The following is a 17,730-nucleotide window of genomic DNA, read 5'->3' on the forward strand; positions in this document are numbered from 1 at the left end:
CAAATTCCTCTAATTTAGATAGTAGGGGGCTGATAAATCGGCCCTCTAAAACTCCAGTGAAGTTATTATATCCTGAGAAAATGGAAGGAGTAAGTTAATATGCGTGTTGTTCATAAAGTTATCAAAGGTATTGACACGATAAATTTATGGGTAGGAAGAATAGGATCCTGGTCTATTCTCGTGTTGACCTTGCTTATTGTATTTGAAGTAATCAGTCGAAGGGTCTTTAACTCTCCTACCATATGGACTTATGAAGTAATTACTATGGTATTTGGTTTTCATTTTATGATTGTCGCAGCCTTCGCTCTACTTTACAAAAGTTTAGTTTCCGTTGATTTGCTATATAGCCGTCTATCAGAAAAAAAGCAGGCAATCATGGATTTAATTACTTACTTTATTTTGTTTTTTCCATTTATTATCTTTGTTTTCTATATAAGTTTCGGAAATGCTGTTGATTCGTGGATTATAAAAGAGACCTCCTCATCCTTATTTGGAGCACCAGTGTACTTAACCTATACTATAGTCCCGGTTGCATTTGGGCTATTGATGCTGCAAGGTATATCTGAAGTATTAAAAAGAATCGTTATATTAGCGAAGGAGGGAAGTCACTAATGGCGGAAATCCTGGCTATATTACTGTTTGTAGGTTTAATTCTAGGGCTTATGACAGGACATCCCATCGCTTTTGTGTTGGGAGGGCTTGCTCTCATATTTGGTTTAATTGGATGGGGTCCGCAATCCGTAAGCATTTTTGTCAATGGTATCTATGACATAATGAATAACTATACTTTAGTTGCAATCCCTTTATTTACTTTTATGGCAAATTTGCTGGCTGGATCCAAAATCGCAGAAGGGTTATTTGAGTCGTTGCGGTACTTATTAGGCGGACTTCGTGGAGGAGTAGCATTAGCTATCGTTATTGTATCGACTGTATTTGCAGCAACAACAGGTGTTGTTGGTGCGTCCGTTCTAACAATGGGTGTTTTAGGTATCCCAGTTTTATTAAAGTATGGATACAACAAAAGCTTATCAGCAGGTGTTGTTGCTGCAGGTGGAACATTAGGTATACTAATACCTCCAAGCATCATGTTAATTGTAATGGGAGCTCAGGCTCAAGTATCTGTAGGGGACTTATTCAAATCAACCATTGTTCCTGGACTGCTTTTGGCGTTTTTCTATGCTGTATATGTTCTTTTTATATGTTGGAAAAACCCAGATTATGGACCAGCTTTAACAGAGGAAGAAGCAGCGGCTATGCCGATTAGAAAACGAATTACAGGAAGTTTAGTTAATTTGGTTCCTCCTTTAATTTTAATTTTGGCTGTGTTGGGTACGATATACACAGGAGTTGCCACACCAACAGAGGCTTCTGGTGTAGGTGCATTTGTGGCATTTTTAATGACAATATTTTACCGGAAGTTTAGTTTGAAGATGCTTACGGAAGCAATGTATGAAACAGCTAAGACAACGGCAATGGTTTTAATTATTATGATTGGTGCTACAGCTTTTGCATCCATGTTCTTAAGTTTGAATGGGGCGGGGGTAATACAAGGGTTTGTTGATACGTTAGGACTGAATCAATGGGGAATCTTTATATTTATGATGGTTCTTGTCTTTATTTTAGGTATGTTTCTTGATTGGGTTGGAATTATAATGATTATTTTTCCGATATTTATGCCTTTGATTCAAATGCATGATTTCAATATGATTTGGGTAGTCACCTGTATTGCAGTACTTTTACAAACTTCATTTCTTACACCTCCATTTGGGCATGCGCTTTTTTATACGCAAGGAGTTGTAAAAGGACAAATAACAACAGCAGAAATTTATCGAGGGGTTGTTCCATTTATTCTTATTATCATTTTTGTTCTTATTCTAACGTTAGTATTCCCGCAATTAGTTTTGTGGTTACCAAGTATTTTTAGTAATTAATGAAAGGTTGTGAATGAAAATGAGTAAATTATTTTCAACGTACAAGTTGAAAGGAATTACTTTAAAAAACAGAATTGTCATGTCTCCAATGTGTATGTATTCATCAAAAGAAAAAGACGGTAAAGTAAACGAATTTCATAGATTTCATTATATAAGCCGAGCTATGGGGCAGGCAGGATTGATTATTCTGGAATCAACAGCTATCAATCCACAAGGAAGAATTTCTGAATTAGATTTGGGAATCTGGAAGGATGATCATATAGCAGGTCTTACAACAATCGTGGATGCTGTTCACAAATTTAATTCTAAAATAGGAATTCAACTTGCACATGCTGGCAGAAAAGCCGACGTGGAAGGTCCTATATTTGCTCCTTCTTCGATTCCGTATAAAGATACAATGAAAACACCTAAAGAAATGAGTAATGCAGATATCAAGACTACTATAGAAGAATTTAAAGAAGGAGCAAAGAGGGCTAAAGAGGCAGGTTTCGATGTTATTGAACTCCATGGTGCACATGGGTATTTAATCAATGCGTTTTTATCACCGTTATCTAATAAAAGAACCGATGAATATGGAGGAACTAGAGAGAATCGTTATCGTTTTTTAAGAGAGATTTTAGATGAAATAATAACCGTATGGAGTGGCCCTTTATTTGTAAGAATATCTGCATCTGAATATCATCCGGAAGGAAACAAGATGGATGATTTCATTTATTTTGCCAAACAAATGAAGGAACAAGGTGTTGATTTAATAGATTGTAGTTCTGGAGCAGTGGTCCCAGCCAAAATCGAGGTGTTTCCAGGTTATCAAGTTCCTCTTGCAGAGAAAATTAAAGAACTAGCTAAAATAGACACTGGAGCTGTTGGGTTAATTACCTATGCCAGTCAAGCTGAAGAAATATTAAAAAACCAGAGAGCAGATTTAGTATTTCTGGCAAGAGAATTATTACGCGATCCTTATTGGCCGCTAAGAGCTGCAATCGAATTAGGAGAATCTATCGAAGGACCGAAAAGCTATGAAAAAGCGTGGAGTGAGGTATTGCCTAAAGGACTTAACAGAGTTTCTGAAAAATGGTACCCAGGAAAAGAATCATTAATTCAGCGTTAATTATAAAAGATTATAGATTAATGGAGGATTTAAAGTGAAGAGACTAGAAGACAAAACAGCTATTATTACAGGCGCCGCTAGCGGTCAAGGAAGAGCAGAAGCTTTATTATTTTCTAAACAAGGAGCGAAAGTTGTTATAACGGATATAAATGAAGAAGGTTTGTACGAAACAGAAAAAGCTATAATAAATCAAGGTGGAGAAGTAGTTTCTATCAAACATAATATTTCTTCAGAAGAAGAATGGGAGAATGTTGTATCTATTACAAAAGAAAGATTAGGAAAATTAAATGTGCTTATAAATAATGCTGGTATATTATCAAGAGAAGGGTTAGAGTCGACCTCACTTGAAGATTTTAATCATATTCAAAGTATAAACACGCAAGGGACCTTTCTAGGTATGAAGCATGCTGCACCCTTAATTAAAAAATCAGGCGGAGGGTCAATTATAAATATTTCTTCAATTTACGGTCTCGTAGGTAGTGGAGGATCTATTTCTTATCATGCTTCAAAAGGGGCAATAAGATTAATGAGTAAATCAGCTGCTGTACAATTGAGCAAAGACTACATTAGAGTTAATTCGATTCATCCAGGTGTTATAGAAACTCCAATGTCAAGTTCTATAGCAACAAACGAGGGGCATCCTCTTGAAAGTAAATTTCCTTGGCCAGAACTAGGCAAACCAGAAGATATTGCTTACGGTGCTCTTTATCTAGCGTCGGATGAATCTAAATTTGTGACAGGAAGTGAATTAGTAATTGACGGAGGCTATACTGCGCAATAGAGAAATAAGATGAATAATTTTAATGAAAACAGGAAGGTGAAAAGCTAATGGTTGTTAGAATGGGGATATTACAAAAAAAGAAAAATATAACGATTGAAGAATTTCACAATTATTGGGTAGAGAAACACGGTCCAATTGCTTCCCAAATTCCGAGGCTACGTAAATATCATCAAAATCATGTGACTAGTTCTGAACAATTAGGTATAGATTATACACGAGGATCGCAAGCGGTAGATGGTTTTTCTCAGCTCTGGTTTGATGACTTAGCTTCAATGAAACACAGTTTTAATTCAGATATTACTAAGGTGCTTTCAAAAGATGAAGAGCAATTTATTGGAAAAATGCAATTAATTATTGTAGAACAAAATGTAGTAATTCCAGTTTCTAATGATGAATCTCTTTTAAAACGGATGTCACTGCTTAAGCGCCGTCCAGATGTGGATATAGAGGTTTTTAAAAGTGAGTGGGCAGAAGTACATGCAGAACTTTTAAAAGCTATGCCTGATGTAAAAGGTTATACACAAAATTTAGTGATCGACCGTAACATTAACAGATCCCCAGCTGGATATGAAGATGTACCAATCGATGGTGTTGTTGAACTTTGGTTTGAGGATACAAACAGTTTGAAGGCTGCTTTTGCTTCAGAAGCAGGCAAGAAGGCAATGGAACATGCAAAAACATTTATTGAAGAAATTACTACCTTTATTGTAGACACACATGAGATTGTTTAACGTTATAAGGAATTCTCAAAATTTAAACCTTATGACTTAATCATTATACCAATTTATAGGTTTATTTTGGAAATTAATATTTTAATCATTTAGAAAAGCGTTTTCCTTTATGAGAGTTTATTTAAGATATTTGTTGAAACTTAGTATGCGAGGAGAAATTATAATGGGAAAGTTAAATGGTAAAGTTGCGTTGATTACTGGTGGTTCTGGCGGCATTGGTAAAGAAACAGCAACTACCTTTTTAAAAGAAGGAGCGAAAGTAGTTTTAGTTGATTTGTTTGAAGAATCGCTTAATAAAGTTAAGGAGGAACTTGAGTCTTTTGGCCAAGTAATTACAGTTGGGGCAGATGTGTCTAAAGAAGAAGACGTTAAAAATTATGTGCAAAAAACTGTTGAACAGTTTGGACAAATCGATATTTTCTTTAGCAATGCAGGTATAACAGGCAAAAAAACCTCCTTAATTGAACAAACAGCCGAAAACTTTGATAAAGTGCTTGCTGTAAATACTCGCGGTGTATTTTTAGGACTTAAATATGTACTGCCAATTATGATAAAACAAGAAAGTGGCAGTGTTATAAATACTTCCTCTGTTGACGGATTAAGAGGTTCTCCTGAGATGGCACCATATGCAGCTTCTAAACATGCTGTTGTGGGGTTAACGAAAACTGCCGCATTAGAAGTATCTGATAATAATATCCGAATAAATTCCATTCATCCATCACCAGTGAACACTGAAATGATGCGTTCACTTGAAGCAGATACGAATCCGGATGATCCGGAGTCTGTAAAAACAACTTATAGTCAAGCAATTCCATTAAAGCGTTATGCAGATTCAAATGATATTGTTTCCTTAGTATTGTTTCTAGCCTCTGATGAAAGTAAGTTTATAACCGGATCACAATATCGAGTTGACGGTGGGATGGGAGCTATTTAAAGTCAATTTGAGTATTAAATTTAATTTTATATATTATATAACCAATATTCAGTAGTGTTTAATTTAGTATCATGAAAAAAAAGTTTTTTTTACTTGCAATTGTGTTAGGTAATACATTCATTTGGCAGAATTTTAATTCAGCTCCAAATTTAAATGTGTGATTGACGTTACTTATCCAGCGATATATAATAAAATTAAATTCAGAACGGAAGGGAAAATGTGCTAAGATGAGATTTCGATTCCTAGACTTGAACAATTAATTTGATAACATGTTCAAGCTCTGCCTGTGCTTTGACGCTCGCAGAGAGATAGGAGTCGTCTGTCTTTTTTAGCTATTATAAGGAAGGTATACATGAGGTATATCTTTTTCCTGAAGGAAGTATGTAAAAAGGACAGCAGACGATTTGCTGTTCTTTTTTAATGATGAAATACAGGTACAACAAAAGGATTTCTATTTCTTTTTGCGCGGGGAAGCAGGGTGTTCGTTCTAATAAAAAATAGGGAGAGATGACGATGCAGATGCTATTGTTCTTTTAATGGATACGGGCTTGTTATCAGAAAATACAAGCTCGTATCGATCCAGTTACAGGCTATCGATACGAGAAATTAAAAAATCTCGGAGGTAGCAAATATGCAAAACATTCAATTTGAAATAAAAGACGTCGAATTAACGTATTTAGATAAAGATATTTTTTCCATCGAACGGTTAGCGGTTCATTTTATGGATCGGATTGGTATTGTCGGTCCGAATGGGGCGGGAAAAACAAGTCTGCTCCGTTTGCTGGCAGGAGAGATAGAGCCGACAAAAGGGAAAATTCACCGCCATGCAAGCTTTGCTTATTTAAAACAAATGGAATTCCCGGGTGAGGAACAAGCAGATCCAAAGGTATTAGGCAAGCTTCAGGTTCCCAATATAGAGGAAGGTATCAGCGGCGGTGAGCAGACGAAAATAAAAATAGCACAGCTTTTGGCAGCGTATAACGAAGCACTGTTGATTGATGAACCAACTACGCATCTTGATCAGCAGGGAATCCGTTATTTACGGAGAGAACTGGAGAATTATTATGGGACGCTAATGTTAATCAGCCACGACCGGAAGCTTTTAGACCAGCTCGTTACAACGATTTGGGAAATTCGTGACGGAGAAATCCATGTTTACTCCGGTAATTATACGGAGTATGAAGAACAGAAGGCTTTGGAGGAATATCTGCAGCAGGAAGCGCATGAGCAATATTTGAAGGAAAAAGCCCGTTTAGAAGCAGCAGCACAGGATAAAATGCAAAAGGCTGCGAAAATGACGAAGGGCGCAAAAGCAAATGCCCGAAAGAAAGAAGGAACGGACCGGCGGCTTGCGTCAAAACCTAAAGATGTTTCGCAAAAGGCGATGCAAAAAAGTGCCAAAGCCATGGAAAAACGGATGGACCAATTGGAAAAGGTCGATGCTATTCAGCATGAACGGCCCATTCAGTTTCATCGTTCCAAAGCGTTAGAACTGCATCATTCCTTTCCGGTAATGGGAAATCAGCTGACGCTAAAGGCTGGGGAAAAACTGCTTTTAGAAGAAGTCCGTTTTCAATTTCCTTTGGGTAAAAAAATTGCGATTACCGGAGCGAATGGTTCTGGAAAAAGTACGCTGCTGAAGGCGGTTTACGAGCGGCAGGAAGGACTGGAGATTTCACCGAAAGTAGCATTTGGTTTCTTTGACCAGCTTGCTTATCAGGAGAAGTCAGACGAAACGGTTTTAGACAGTTTAAAGAAAACAACCGATTATGAGGAAGGCTTTTTACGCAGCATTCTGCATGCTATGTATTTTAAAGGAAATTCGATTTATAAAAAACTGTGTCACTTAAGCGGCGGTGAAGCGATCCGGCTGCAGCTGTGCAGATTATTTCTTGGCTCTTACCATATTTTATTACTGGATGAGCCGACGAATTTTTTGGATATCCAGACAACGAAAGCTTTAGAAGCATTCTTTAAAGGCTATCCGGGCACCATTATTTTTGTTTCCCATGATGCAGCCTTTATCGAAAATACAGCAGATCATGTATATGAAATAAAAAATAAAAATATCACTGAAAAGTAAGGAGAGCAGGGGCAGCTATTTGCTCCTGCTTTTTTACCTTATATAATAAAAACAAAAAATCATACACTTTCCAGATGGACAAAACAGTTCACAATATCAATAATAAGAACAGACAATTCATTTAAAGCAAAAAAGGTGGACAGCATGATGAAAAAGATACTTATTATTACATGTGTCATTGTAGCAGGAGTATTTTTCCTCGTTGGAAAATGGGGAGGAGATAGTAAACTATTTGCACAAACATTACCCTCTAATATGAATGAAGCACATGAGATTAAAGAAATTACCATATACGAAGTGAAGCCGACAGGAAAGCCTAAAGCCATTTCGCTAACGGAAAAAGAAGATATTGCCAAGATTTTAAAAGCTGGTGAAGCAATGGAACTCAATGAAACAAATGACTTTGTAAGCTCTGGTTATCTGCTTCTGTTTCAAGGCTCTAAAGAAAATTATGCGTTGACCGTAAATGAAGAAGGAAACATAGATATGAACGGGCATGAAGAACATTATGATATTAAAGGAAAAAATGCATTATTCCAGGCTATTCAAGGAATGGATAATCAATGGGAGCTGTTAAAGGAAGGGGAGTTATAGAGATTTACTATTTTGACGATCTGGAGGTGAAGAAATGATTTTAATGATAGATAACTATGATTCATTTGCTTATAATATCGTCCACTATCTGGAGAATTTAGGTGAAAAGGTTGTCGTTAAATATAATGACCAGCTGACTATCGAAGCAATCGAGCAGCAGCAGCCGGAGTATATTGTCTTATCGCCAGGACCCCATACGCCTGAAGAAGCAGGAATGACATTAAAGGTCATTGAGCATTTTAAAGGAAGTATTCCTATTCTTGGTATTTGTCTCGGGCATCAGGCTATCGGCCAAGCCTTTGGAGCTGCCGTGATAAAAAATAATCCTGTTCATGGAAAGCAGTCGCTTATTTTTACTGACCAGCAGGGCGTTTTTTCACAGCTTCCTAAAAGCTTTACGGTGACAAGATACCATTCCTTAAGTATCGATTCGGACAGCATTCCGGAATGCCTTGAAGTCAGCGCGACTACAGAGGATGGAACAATCATGGGGATACGTCATAAAGCCTACCCCATCGAAGGGATGCAATTCCATCCGGAATCCATCAGCACGGAGCATGGCTATACATTGCTGAAGAATTTTCTAATGCAATATAAAAAGGCAGGTGAACTTCAAAAATGATAGAGAATACGAAAATGTTATTTGATTTTTCATTTGAAGAAGAAGCAGGTGTGCGCCGTATTTTTGACAAGCCGATGGACATTCTAATTGCTCATTCAGATGATGAAGTAGAAAATGTTTTTGCACAAATGGAAGGATACCAGCAGCAGGGCTATTATCTGGCTGGATATATTTCCTATGAAGCTGCCTCGGCATTTGATAAAAATCTGGTGACCCATAAAAAAAGCGACCTGCCGCTTATGGTGATGGGGGTTTTTAAAAGTGTACAGCTGGAGCACACAAGGCCGGCTGCTGACCGTGCCTATCCTCCGGTGAATTGGGAGATGACAACCCCCAAGCAGCAGTATCAGCAAAATATCGAATCGATAAAAGCTGCGATTGCGAGAGGAGATACATATCAAGTAAATTATACTGTTCGGATGGAAGCAGATAGATCAGTGGATGCAGATTTACTGTATGAACAATTATCTGGAGCGCAGCAGGCAAGGTATGGTGCCCATCTGCAAATAGGGGATTACCAAATTGTATCTGCCTCTCCGGAGCTGTTTTTTGAACGAAGGCAGCAGTTCATCCATACGAAACCAATGAAAGGAACCATCAAACGAGGGCGGACTCCAGAGGAAGATTCCTCTAATAAAAGGAAGCTCACTCATTCCGAAAAGGACCGGGCAGAAAATGTAATGATTGTGGATTTACTTCGAAATGATTTATCGAAAATTGCTGTGAGGGGCTCTGTTCATGTACCGAAGCTTTTTGAAATAGAAAAGTATCCTACAGTTTATCAAATGACCTCAACCATTAGGGCAGAATTAAAAAAAAACCTCAGCAATTTTGATCTATTTAAAGCGTTATTTCCTTGCGGTTCCATCACCGGTGCACCAAAGCAAAGTACAATGGAAATCATTCACGAGCTGGAGGATTCACCGAGAGATATTTATTGTGGAAGTATCGGTTTTATCACACCAAATCAAGATGCACTATTTAATGTTGCGATACGGACTGCTTGGATGAAGGATGGGAAACCGCCTGTTTATGGAGCAGGAGGAGGAATTACCTGGGAGTCGGATACGGAAGGGGAATATGAAGAAGCTTTAGCAAAAACAGCCATTTTAAAAGCGGCTTCTCCATCCTTTCAAATTGTAGAAACAATGAAATATGATGGGACACAGATACTTCGGCTGAACAGGCATCTCGCCCGGCTAAAACGAACGGCGCTTCAATTCCAGTATCCTTATTCCATGGATAATATCCGGCAACAGCTGAAGGAAAAGGTAAAGAATTATGATGGAGAACAAAGAGTACGCCTTTTATTGGGGCAGGATGGGGAAATAAACATAACCTGTACGCCGCTTATGAAAGAGTCGGAAGCAATAAAAAAAGCAGGGATAGCTTCCTCGCCAATCAATAAAAATGATATTTTTTACTATTATAAAACGACGAATCGGCAAATGTACACGTCTTTTCGAGAGCAAGCCCCTGCTTCCTTTGATGTCCTTCTATGGAATGAAGAAGAACAGCTGACGGAGTTTACGATTGGGAATCTGGTAATAAAACAACAGGGTGACTATTATACGCCGCCTGTTTCTTCGGGACTCCTTGCGGGTACTTACCGGGAAGAACTGCTGGAGCGGGGAGTAATAAAAGAAAAAATTCTATGGAAGAAAGACATCTCTTCTTTTGAAGAGGTCTGGCTGATTAATAGTGTACGAGGCTGGGTAAGGGTAACATTTTAAAAAATAATTTTGTAAAAAAGATTGCATGATTAACCGGTGCAATCTTTTTTTATGCATTATGAAATGACTGGAATATTGCTGCAGCAAAAAGGATTTATAGCTGTTCGATTATAAACATGCATGTTGTTAAAAGAAGTCGATGGCAGTCGAAAAAAAGGCAAAAAAATTTTGAGCAAAAGTATATCTGAAATAAAAAAGTTGTGATATGATGTATCAGATTCCTAAGGGAGGTTTTAAATGAAATTTTAGTTAAGGAGAAATGAAGTATGGAAAAACAAAATATGACACTGTCTATCTTGCTGATGAATTTGTTTATTGCATTTTTAGGTATTGGGTTAGTTATTCCAGTTTTACCTACTATTATGAATGAATTGAATTTGTCTGGATCTGTTGTAGGGTACTTGGTAGCAGCTTTTGCAGTTGCGCAGCTTATTGTTTCACCACTTTCTGGAAGATGGGTCGATGTGTTTGGACGTAAACGCATGATCGTTATCGGATTATTGATTTTTAGTTTTAGTGAGTTTTTATTCGGTATCGGGAAGACCGTAGAAATTTTATTTATCTCAAGAATTTTAGGTGGAGTGAGTGCTGCTTTTATAATGCCTGCAGTTACCGCATTTATTGCCGATATTACAACGCTTGAATCCAGACCGAAAGCGTTAGGCTATATGTCTGCAGCGATCAACACCGGATTTATTATTGGTCCTGGTGTCGGTGGATTGCTGGCGGAAGTAGGACCGAGAGTCCCGTTTTTCGCAGCGGCAGGTTTAGCCTTATTCACAGCGGTTTTATCCACAATAACATTACGTGAACCAGAAAGAAAACAAATGGAACAAGGAGAAACAGCAGCTCCAAAACCCGGCTTAGGAAGAATCTTTGTTCCAATGTACTTTATCGCGTTTATTATTATATTTATTACCGCATTTGGTTTATCTTCCTTTGAATCGCTATTTTCTCTATTCGTGGATCATAAATTTGCATTCACACCGAAGGATATTGCGATCATTATTACCGGAGGAGCGATTGTCGGCACGATTGCACAGGTTGCCTTGTTCGGTAAATTGGCAAATAAATGGGGAGAAATCCGTTTGATTCGTTATTGTCTCATTTTCTCTGCCATTCTTGTTACGGCAATGACCGTTGTGGAAAGCTATGCGATGATTTTATTCGTAACGATTGTTATCTTTATAGGCTTTGATTTACTAAGACCGGCTGTGACCTCTTATCTGTCAAAAGCGGCTGGAAATAATGAACAAGGCTTTGTTGGTGGAATGAACTCGATGTTTACAAGTATTGGAAATGTATTTGGACCAATTATTGGCGGGATATTATTTGATATAAATTTAAATTATCCTTATTATTTTGCAGCAATGGTATTGTTAGCAGGTATTGCTGTGGCAATGGTTTGGAAAGAACCAAAAACGCAGGCAGAACACGCATTAGAAAAAATAAAATAATTGCTGAAGAATAACTGGATAGAAGAAACGCACTTGTGCGAGCGGAAGGCTCTGAAGCACAAGTGCGTTTTGTGTATTAGCAATCATTTTTTTACAGAAAGGGAGCAACCTTCAGGAAACAAAAGCTAATCCTTTCTGCTTATATTTTCAATCGTAATCGATTTTGGCTTTCTAGCATCTCTCTGCAGTTTTAAATCGTCTGTAGAAGCCCGCATAAACGACCATGCCAGCAGAATCATGATGAAAATAACCGGGAATCCGGCAACAATACTGGCTGTTTGCAAGGTCTCCAACCCGCCGATAAACATTAACGCCATCGGCAAAATCATTAGCATAAATGCCCAGAAAATCCGGTGCCAGCGCATTGGCTCGCCGCCGATTAGTTTTCTTTGGGCTACAGCTGCCAAAATATAGGAGGCTGAATCAAAGGTGGTCGCTAAGAAAATAATAGCGAGTATCGTGAAGACAGGAATAATAAACCAGGAAATCGGCAGCTGATCCAAAATAGCAATAATGGCAGCCGGGGCTCCATATTCATTCATAAATCCAATCACATCGAAAGATTGGGACAGCTGCAGATAAAGGCCATAATTTCCTAAAATCCCAAAGAACAGGACACAGCCCAGTGTTCCGTAAATTAATGTTCCAAGAACCATCTCTTTGATTGTTCTTCCTCGTGAAATTCTAGCTACAAAGAGCCCGACAAACGGTGCATAAACCACCCACCATGCCCAGTAGAAAACGGTCCAGGTTTCCGGGAAATTCGTTGCTTCATATCCTGGAACAGAAGCTAATGGCTCAAGCCAGGTTGCCATGGAAAAGATATTATTGACAATCCGTCCGATACTTGTAAACGTCATTTCGCTGATAAATAAGGTTGGACCGAAAATAAAGACGAAGGCTAGAATAAATAACACGAGCCAGATATTTAAGTCACTCAGCAATTTAATCCCTTTATTAATACCGGAATACGAGCTGAATGCAAATATAGCAGTACATATGAGCATAATGACTGCCTGCATTCCCAGCGATACAGGAATACCAGTAACGTGATTCACGCCTTCTGCAATCATTGGCGTTCCAAGTGCCAGCGTTGTTCCGGCTCCACCAAGCAGACCGAAAATAAACAAGACATCAATTATTGTCCCCAGCGGTCCATCTGCGTGTTTGCCAATAACCGGTCGGGAAGCTTCGCTGATTTTAAGTACAGGTTTTTTGCGGACATAGTAAAAGTAAGCGATTGGCAGGGCGGGCAATGTATATAGTGCCCATGCAACAGGTCCCCAGTGGAACATGCCGTAGCTTGCTGCCCAGTTGATAGCCTCCTCCGATTCCGGTGTAATACCGAACGGCGGCCCTTCATAATAGTAAGCCCATTCAATCATTCCCCAATATAATATACTGGAGCCGATACCTGCGGAAAAGAGCATGGCAGCCCATGAAAATGTTCCAAATTCTTTTTTTGTATTTCTGTCGCCGAGTTTTATGTTACCGTTTCTGCTGAATGACACATAAAGCAGAAAGATTAGGACGCCGAGTCCCAATAATAAGTATAGAATACCAAAATTTCCTGTGACAAATTCATTTGCCTGATTAATCACGGATGCGCCGGCTTCCGGGAATAAAATCAATGGAATAACGACACTAAACAAAATAACAAGCGCTAATATGAAAGTAGGCCAGTCTATTAAACGTTTATTCATTTATTCATCTCCTCATCTGTGTTGAATGTTTTTAGGATGTCATGGATAACTGTCTGAATCAATGGTTTAAAAAGGGCCTGCCTTGTTTTGTATGCTTCCCTATATATCCGTTTACAAACAAAAGTACAAGGGACGCATGTTTCCTGGCTGAAACGCTCTTGCAAACGGTATAGTAAAAAGCAGAAATTATTTAACATTCGGAACGGAAAAGGACGGTATTATTTTTTTCGTTAGCTATTAGGAAGCGGAATTATTCCTGATAGCGGACGATGCGAATGCTGGGGCAGAATATTGTAGAGAAAAGTCGCCATTTGTAAAACGATATCATTATAATATTCTCTGCAGATTTTATCAAGGGCATTTAGATGGAGGAGGCTTTGTTCCGGGCAGTTTGAAACCGTATCGTTTATGGTAAAAATAAGGTAGAATAAAAGGAAATTGGGAAGGAGATACAACAATTTGAAGAAAACGCGATGACATTCCCGCTAAAGCAGATTCAGGCAGGCGCTGTACCAAATATATTGCAGCAATCCGAATCAGAGATGGACCTGCTGTTTCCCTATTAAAAAAGAAATATAAGGAAGTGATTCGATGACGTTTCATGAATATAAAAACTATGATGCAACGGGTCTGGCAGAGCTTATCCGGCGAAAAGAAGTACAGCCCTCTGAATTAGTAGAAACCGCCTTTAGTCAGCTGCATCAAGTGAATCCCGAGTTAAATATCACTACCCATCAACGGGAGGAAGCAGTGAAAAAAGAAGCAAATCAATTTCTTGTTCAAGAAGCTGCTTTTTCAGGTGTTCCCATATTGATGAAAAATATCTCACAAGCCATTGAAGGAGAAAAATTAACCTCAGGCTCGCGGCTGCTTCAGAATCATGTAGAGAAGCATGATAATTATTTTGTTAAAAAATTTCGGGAAGCGGGCTTTTTATTTATGGGGCATACCAACAGCCCTGAATTTGGCTTGAAAAACATAACCGAGCCAACGCTGTATGGGCCGACAAGAAATCCTTGGAACCCGGCTTACTCTCCTGGCGGGTCAAGCGGAGGGGCTGCAGCAGCTATTGCCTCTGGTGTTGTCCCAATGGCAGGAGCAAGCGACGGCGGCGGTTCAATCCGCATACCTGCATCCTTTAGCGGGCTGGTCGGATTAAAACCGACACGCGGACGAACTCCTGTAGGACCGGGAGTCGGCAGGCAGTGGCAGGGAGCATCGATTAATTTTGTATTAACCAAAACTGTACGGGACGCTGCTGCCATGCTGGACCAATTACAGGTGGTAGAGCCTCATGCTGCCTTTCAGACGCCGTTATATGAAGCGGGATATCAGCATACGCTGTCTGCCAAGCTTCCCCAACTGCGGATTGCTTTCACTACAGACTCACCGGCAAATACCCCTGTATCCGATGATGCGAAAAAAGCAGTGCTGCAGTTTGTCCGCCATTTGGAACAGAATGGACATATTGTGGAAGAAAAAACTTCTCCCGTTGACGGGGTTCAGCTGATGCGGGATTACTATGTGATGAACAGCGGGGAAATGAATAGCGTTATCCGCGGACTTGAAAAGACAATGGGAACGTCATTGACAGCAGAGGATATGGAAATCGAGTCATGGCTGCTTCATCAAGCTGGAAAATCTGTATCAGCTGCAGATTATTCGGACAGTCTGGCGTCCTGGGACCGTGCAGCAGAAATTATGTCTATTTTCCACCAGTCCTATGATTTCTATATTTCTCCGGCTGCCGCTTTTCATGCTCCAAAGGTCGGGGAGCTGACGATGACAGCGCAAAAGGAACAGGAATTTAAGGAAAGAATGGCTGTTGAAAAGGAAAAGCAGAGCATCATTTACGATATGTTTTTGCCCAGTTTAACGTACACCCCATTTACGCAGCTTGCGAACTTAACAGGGCAGCCGGCTATTTCTTTGCCGCTTTATGTCACAGATAATGGATTGCCAATTGGTGTGCAGGTTATGGCAGGAAAAGGCGGAGAGCATCGTCTTTTGCAGCTTGCCTATGAAACAGAGAACAGTGATTTATGGAAGGGCATGCAGGGCAACCCTTATTTTTCATAATAAACCTTACTCCTTTTAATATCTGTTAGAATAATGAAAAAGTAGTTTAAATAGAATAAAAGAAGTGTCGAGGAGGGACCAAATGGAAATTACAGTTCAAGATATGTTGCAGGAAGAGTTATTTGCACAGGCTGTTGTCGAGACAGGGAAATCGAACTTTTCTGAGAAGAAAATCCAATGGGTATCTGTCATTGAAATGCCTGTGGAGAATTTTGTCCGGAAAAATGAGCTTGTTTTAACTACAGCGCTTGGCTGTAAAGATGATTTGGATGCTTTCATGCAATTTGTAGAAGATATTATCCGTGCAGAAGCGAGTGCATTAGTCATTGCAACAGGGAGACATATTAATGAGATACCGTCTGAAATCAAAGCGTTGGCAGAATCGCATTGTTTAACAATGATTCGCATTCCCTGGGAAATCCGTTTTGCAACGATTGTGGAATTCGTCATGGAGGAGCTGGCACAGAGGAAAAGTTCGGAAATCCTTCAGAATGTGAAGGTACAGCAGGAGCTGCTGCAATTTCTTCTGGAAGAAAAACGTCTGCACGAGCTGCTGGAATTTATCCAAATGCAGGTCGCTGCAAATGTATACCTGACGGATCATCACTTTCGTTTGTATGATTTGGAGGAGTATTCCAAAGGAGCACAGGAAAAATGGCAGCTTGTTTTTCAAATGGAAGAGAAAATCATTCTTCGACAAGATAGATTCATGCGTGACCCATATAGGCAAAAATTTGATTTAGTTGCTTTTCTGGATAAAGAGCTGATTCAAATTCCTATTTTGCAAGTAACCGGCGAAGCGAAAGGCTATTTATTTGTAGAACTTCCCAATCAGGCAGCTTACGAGCCTTTTTTAAATAAATACGGTCAAATACTGGAGCATGCGGCTACAACGATTGCCTTATGGCTCTCTAAAAGAAATGCCGTGGAAGCAACAGAGAATAAACTGCGCAGTGATTTTGTCGAAGAACTGGCAAAAGGAAAATTTCGTAATGTGGAAGAGGCGGCTTTACGTGCAAATCCGTTAGGGTACTCTGTTTATCATACGTATGTATGCATTCTTGCTCAGCCGGAAAAACTGCGTGAGATTTATAAACAGAGGAAAAATGCATCAGGCACTTATACTTTATGGGAGAAAACGATGCTTGGCTACTTAGAGGAAGAACTGGTATATGCTGCGCAGACGTTAAAACAAGAAGTGATGATGACGCAAACAGAGGAAGCATTTTTGGTATATTTGCATATCAAGCATCAGACGGATTATCAGCTTGCGACGGATTTTTTGGATTTGGTTGACAGACGGCTGAAACTTTTTTTTCCTGAGGTAACTTTACGTTGGGGAGTTAGTGGAAAAGTAGAATCATTTACCGATTTTCAAAGATCATTTATCGAAGCAAAACAGGCAATGCAAATTGGAGAAAAGAAAGGAAATCCGCGTACATGGTATGAAGATACAGTGCTTGAGCGGATTTTGTTGCAGCTCCATCCTATTTCAGAAATGGATACCATCAGGGAGAACGTATTAGAGCCGCTGTTAATGTATCAAGAAGAAAGGAAGATTAATCTGATAGAAACATTTCTCACTTTCCAGCAGCATCGGGGAAATGTCAGTAAAACAGCTCAATCACTCCATCTTCACCGACAGTCATTGTTATACCGCTTGCGAAAAATAGAAGCGTTGACGGGACTGTCGCTCCATGATTCTCATCATTTATTCCTGTTGGAGTTGAGTATGAGAGCATGGGAAATAAACAAAGCATGAGCGGAGTAACGAGTGGAAGTACAAAAGAATCAAACGAAGAGAAAGTATGGTCCGTATGATCATGCTTTTTTTATTTAGGACGACACCCCCTAACTGTATAATAAAATAATTTTCTTTTCATACAAAATGTCGGATGATTTAAAGAATAGTTTAAATATATAATAAATTCAAACAGAAATAAATATCTTTTCATCGCAGAAGAGCATTTTTGG

Annotated in this window: 13 protein-coding genes and 1 pseudogene; 13 read left to right on the forward strand and 1 reads right to left on the reverse strand. The window is 39.2% G+C overall.

The genetic code is table 11. The features are described 5' to 3' along the window. Nucleotides 1-99 precede the first annotated feature (99 nt). From ACW0TQ_RS08520 to ACW0TQ_RS08570, 11 genes and pseudogenes are all read left to right on the forward strand, one after another. Nucleotides 100-612, forward strand: a complete 513-nt coding sequence (locus ACW0TQ_RS08520; protein ID WP_042532616.1) for a TRAP transporter small permease subunit — start codon at nucleotides 100-102, stop codon at nucleotides 610-612. Next, on the forward strand, nucleotides 612-1,931 hold the full coding sequence (locus ACW0TQ_RS08525; protein ID WP_455725556.1) for a TRAP transporter large permease: 1,320 nt from the start codon (nucleotides 612-614) through the stop codon (nucleotides 1,929-1,931). The genes ACW0TQ_RS08520 and ACW0TQ_RS08525 overlap by 1 nt, the downstream gene beginning before the upstream one ends. A 13-nt stretch (nucleotides 1,932-1,944) precedes the next feature. Continuing rightward, nucleotides 1,945-2,961 (forward strand): annotated as a pseudogene (namA, locus tag ACW0TQ_RS08530) (NADPH dehydrogenase NamA); the annotation flags it as partial. Nucleotides 2,962-3,073: 112 nt separating this feature from the next. Further along, a complete protein-coding gene (locus ACW0TQ_RS08535; RefSeq protein ID WP_042532619.1) occupies nucleotides 3,074-3,820 on the forward strand; it encodes an SDR family NAD(P)-dependent oxidoreductase in 747 nt (248 codons plus the stop codon). A gap of 47 nt (nucleotides 3,821-3,867) precedes the next feature. Continuing rightward, a complete protein-coding gene (locus tag ACW0TQ_RS08540; protein ID WP_042532621.1) occupies nucleotides 3,868-4,551 on the forward strand; it encodes an EthD family reductase in 684 nt (227 codons plus the stop codon). 163 nt (nucleotides 4,552-4,714) lie between these two features. After that, on the forward strand, nucleotides 4,715-5,485 hold the full coding sequence (locus tag ACW0TQ_RS08545) for an SDR family NAD(P)-dependent oxidoreductase (RefSeq protein ID WP_455725557.1): 771 nt from the start codon (nucleotides 4,715-4,717) through the stop codon (nucleotides 5,483-5,485). Between the two features lie 631 nt (nucleotides 5,486-6,116). Further along, on the forward strand, nucleotides 6,117-7,568 hold the full coding sequence (abc-f, locus tag ACW0TQ_RS08550; protein ID WP_455725558.1) for a ribosomal protection-like ABC-F family protein: 1,452 nt from the start codon (nucleotides 6,117-6,119) through the stop codon (nucleotides 7,566-7,568). A gap of 144 nt (nucleotides 7,569-7,712) precedes the next feature. Further along, nucleotides 7,713-8,162 carry a hypothetical protein gene (locus ACW0TQ_RS08555; protein WP_042532624.1) on the forward strand — a complete coding sequence of 150 codons (450 nt, stop codon included), beginning with the start codon at nucleotides 7,713-7,715 and terminating at the stop codon, nucleotides 8,160-8,162. A gap of 34 nt (nucleotides 8,163-8,196) precedes the next feature. Continuing rightward, the gene (locus ACW0TQ_RS08560; RefSeq protein ID WP_212928813.1) at nucleotides 8,197-8,784 is read left to right on the forward strand and encodes an anthranilate synthase component II; all 588 of its coding nucleotides are present in this window, start codon (nucleotides 8,197-8,199) and stop codon (nucleotides 8,782-8,784) included. After that, a complete protein-coding gene (gene pabB / locus ACW0TQ_RS08565; protein WP_212928814.1) occupies nucleotides 8,781-10,517 on the forward strand; it encodes an aminodeoxychorismate synthase component I in 1,737 nt (578 codons plus the stop codon). Before ACW0TQ_RS08560 ends, pabB begins: the two co-directional genes overlap by 4 nt. A 266-nt stretch (nucleotides 10,518-10,783) precedes the next feature. Continuing rightward, a complete protein-coding gene (locus ACW0TQ_RS08570) occupies nucleotides 10,784-11,974 on the forward strand; it encodes an MFS transporter (RefSeq protein ID WP_042532630.1) in 1,191 nt (396 codons plus the stop codon). A gap of 125 nt (nucleotides 11,975-12,099) precedes the next feature. Here the strand turns inward: ACW0TQ_RS08570 and ACW0TQ_RS08575 are convergent, their stop codons facing one another. Further along, nucleotides 12,100-13,677 (reverse strand): BCCT family transporter, encoded by a 1,578-nt coding sequence (locus ACW0TQ_RS08575; protein ID WP_042532632.1) that lies wholly within the window; start codon nucleotides 13,675-13,677, stop codon nucleotides 12,100-12,102. Between the two features lie 591 nt (nucleotides 13,678-14,268). On the opposite strand from ACW0TQ_RS08575, the gene ACW0TQ_RS08580 reads away from it, so the two are divergent. Then, nucleotides 14,269-15,756, forward strand: coding sequence for an amidase family protein (locus ACW0TQ_RS08580; protein ID WP_368901682.1), 1,488 nt, complete (start codon nucleotides 14,269-14,271; stop codon nucleotides 15,754-15,756). A gap of 82 nt (nucleotides 15,757-15,838) precedes the next feature. Next, a complete protein-coding gene (locus ACW0TQ_RS08585) occupies nucleotides 15,839-17,518 on the forward strand; it encodes a PucR family transcriptional regulator (RefSeq protein ID WP_042532636.1) in 1,680 nt (559 codons plus the stop codon). The last annotated feature ends 212 nt before the right edge of the window (nucleotides 17,519-17,730 follow it).

This window comes from Oceanobacillus sp. M60 (assembly GCF_053839645.1).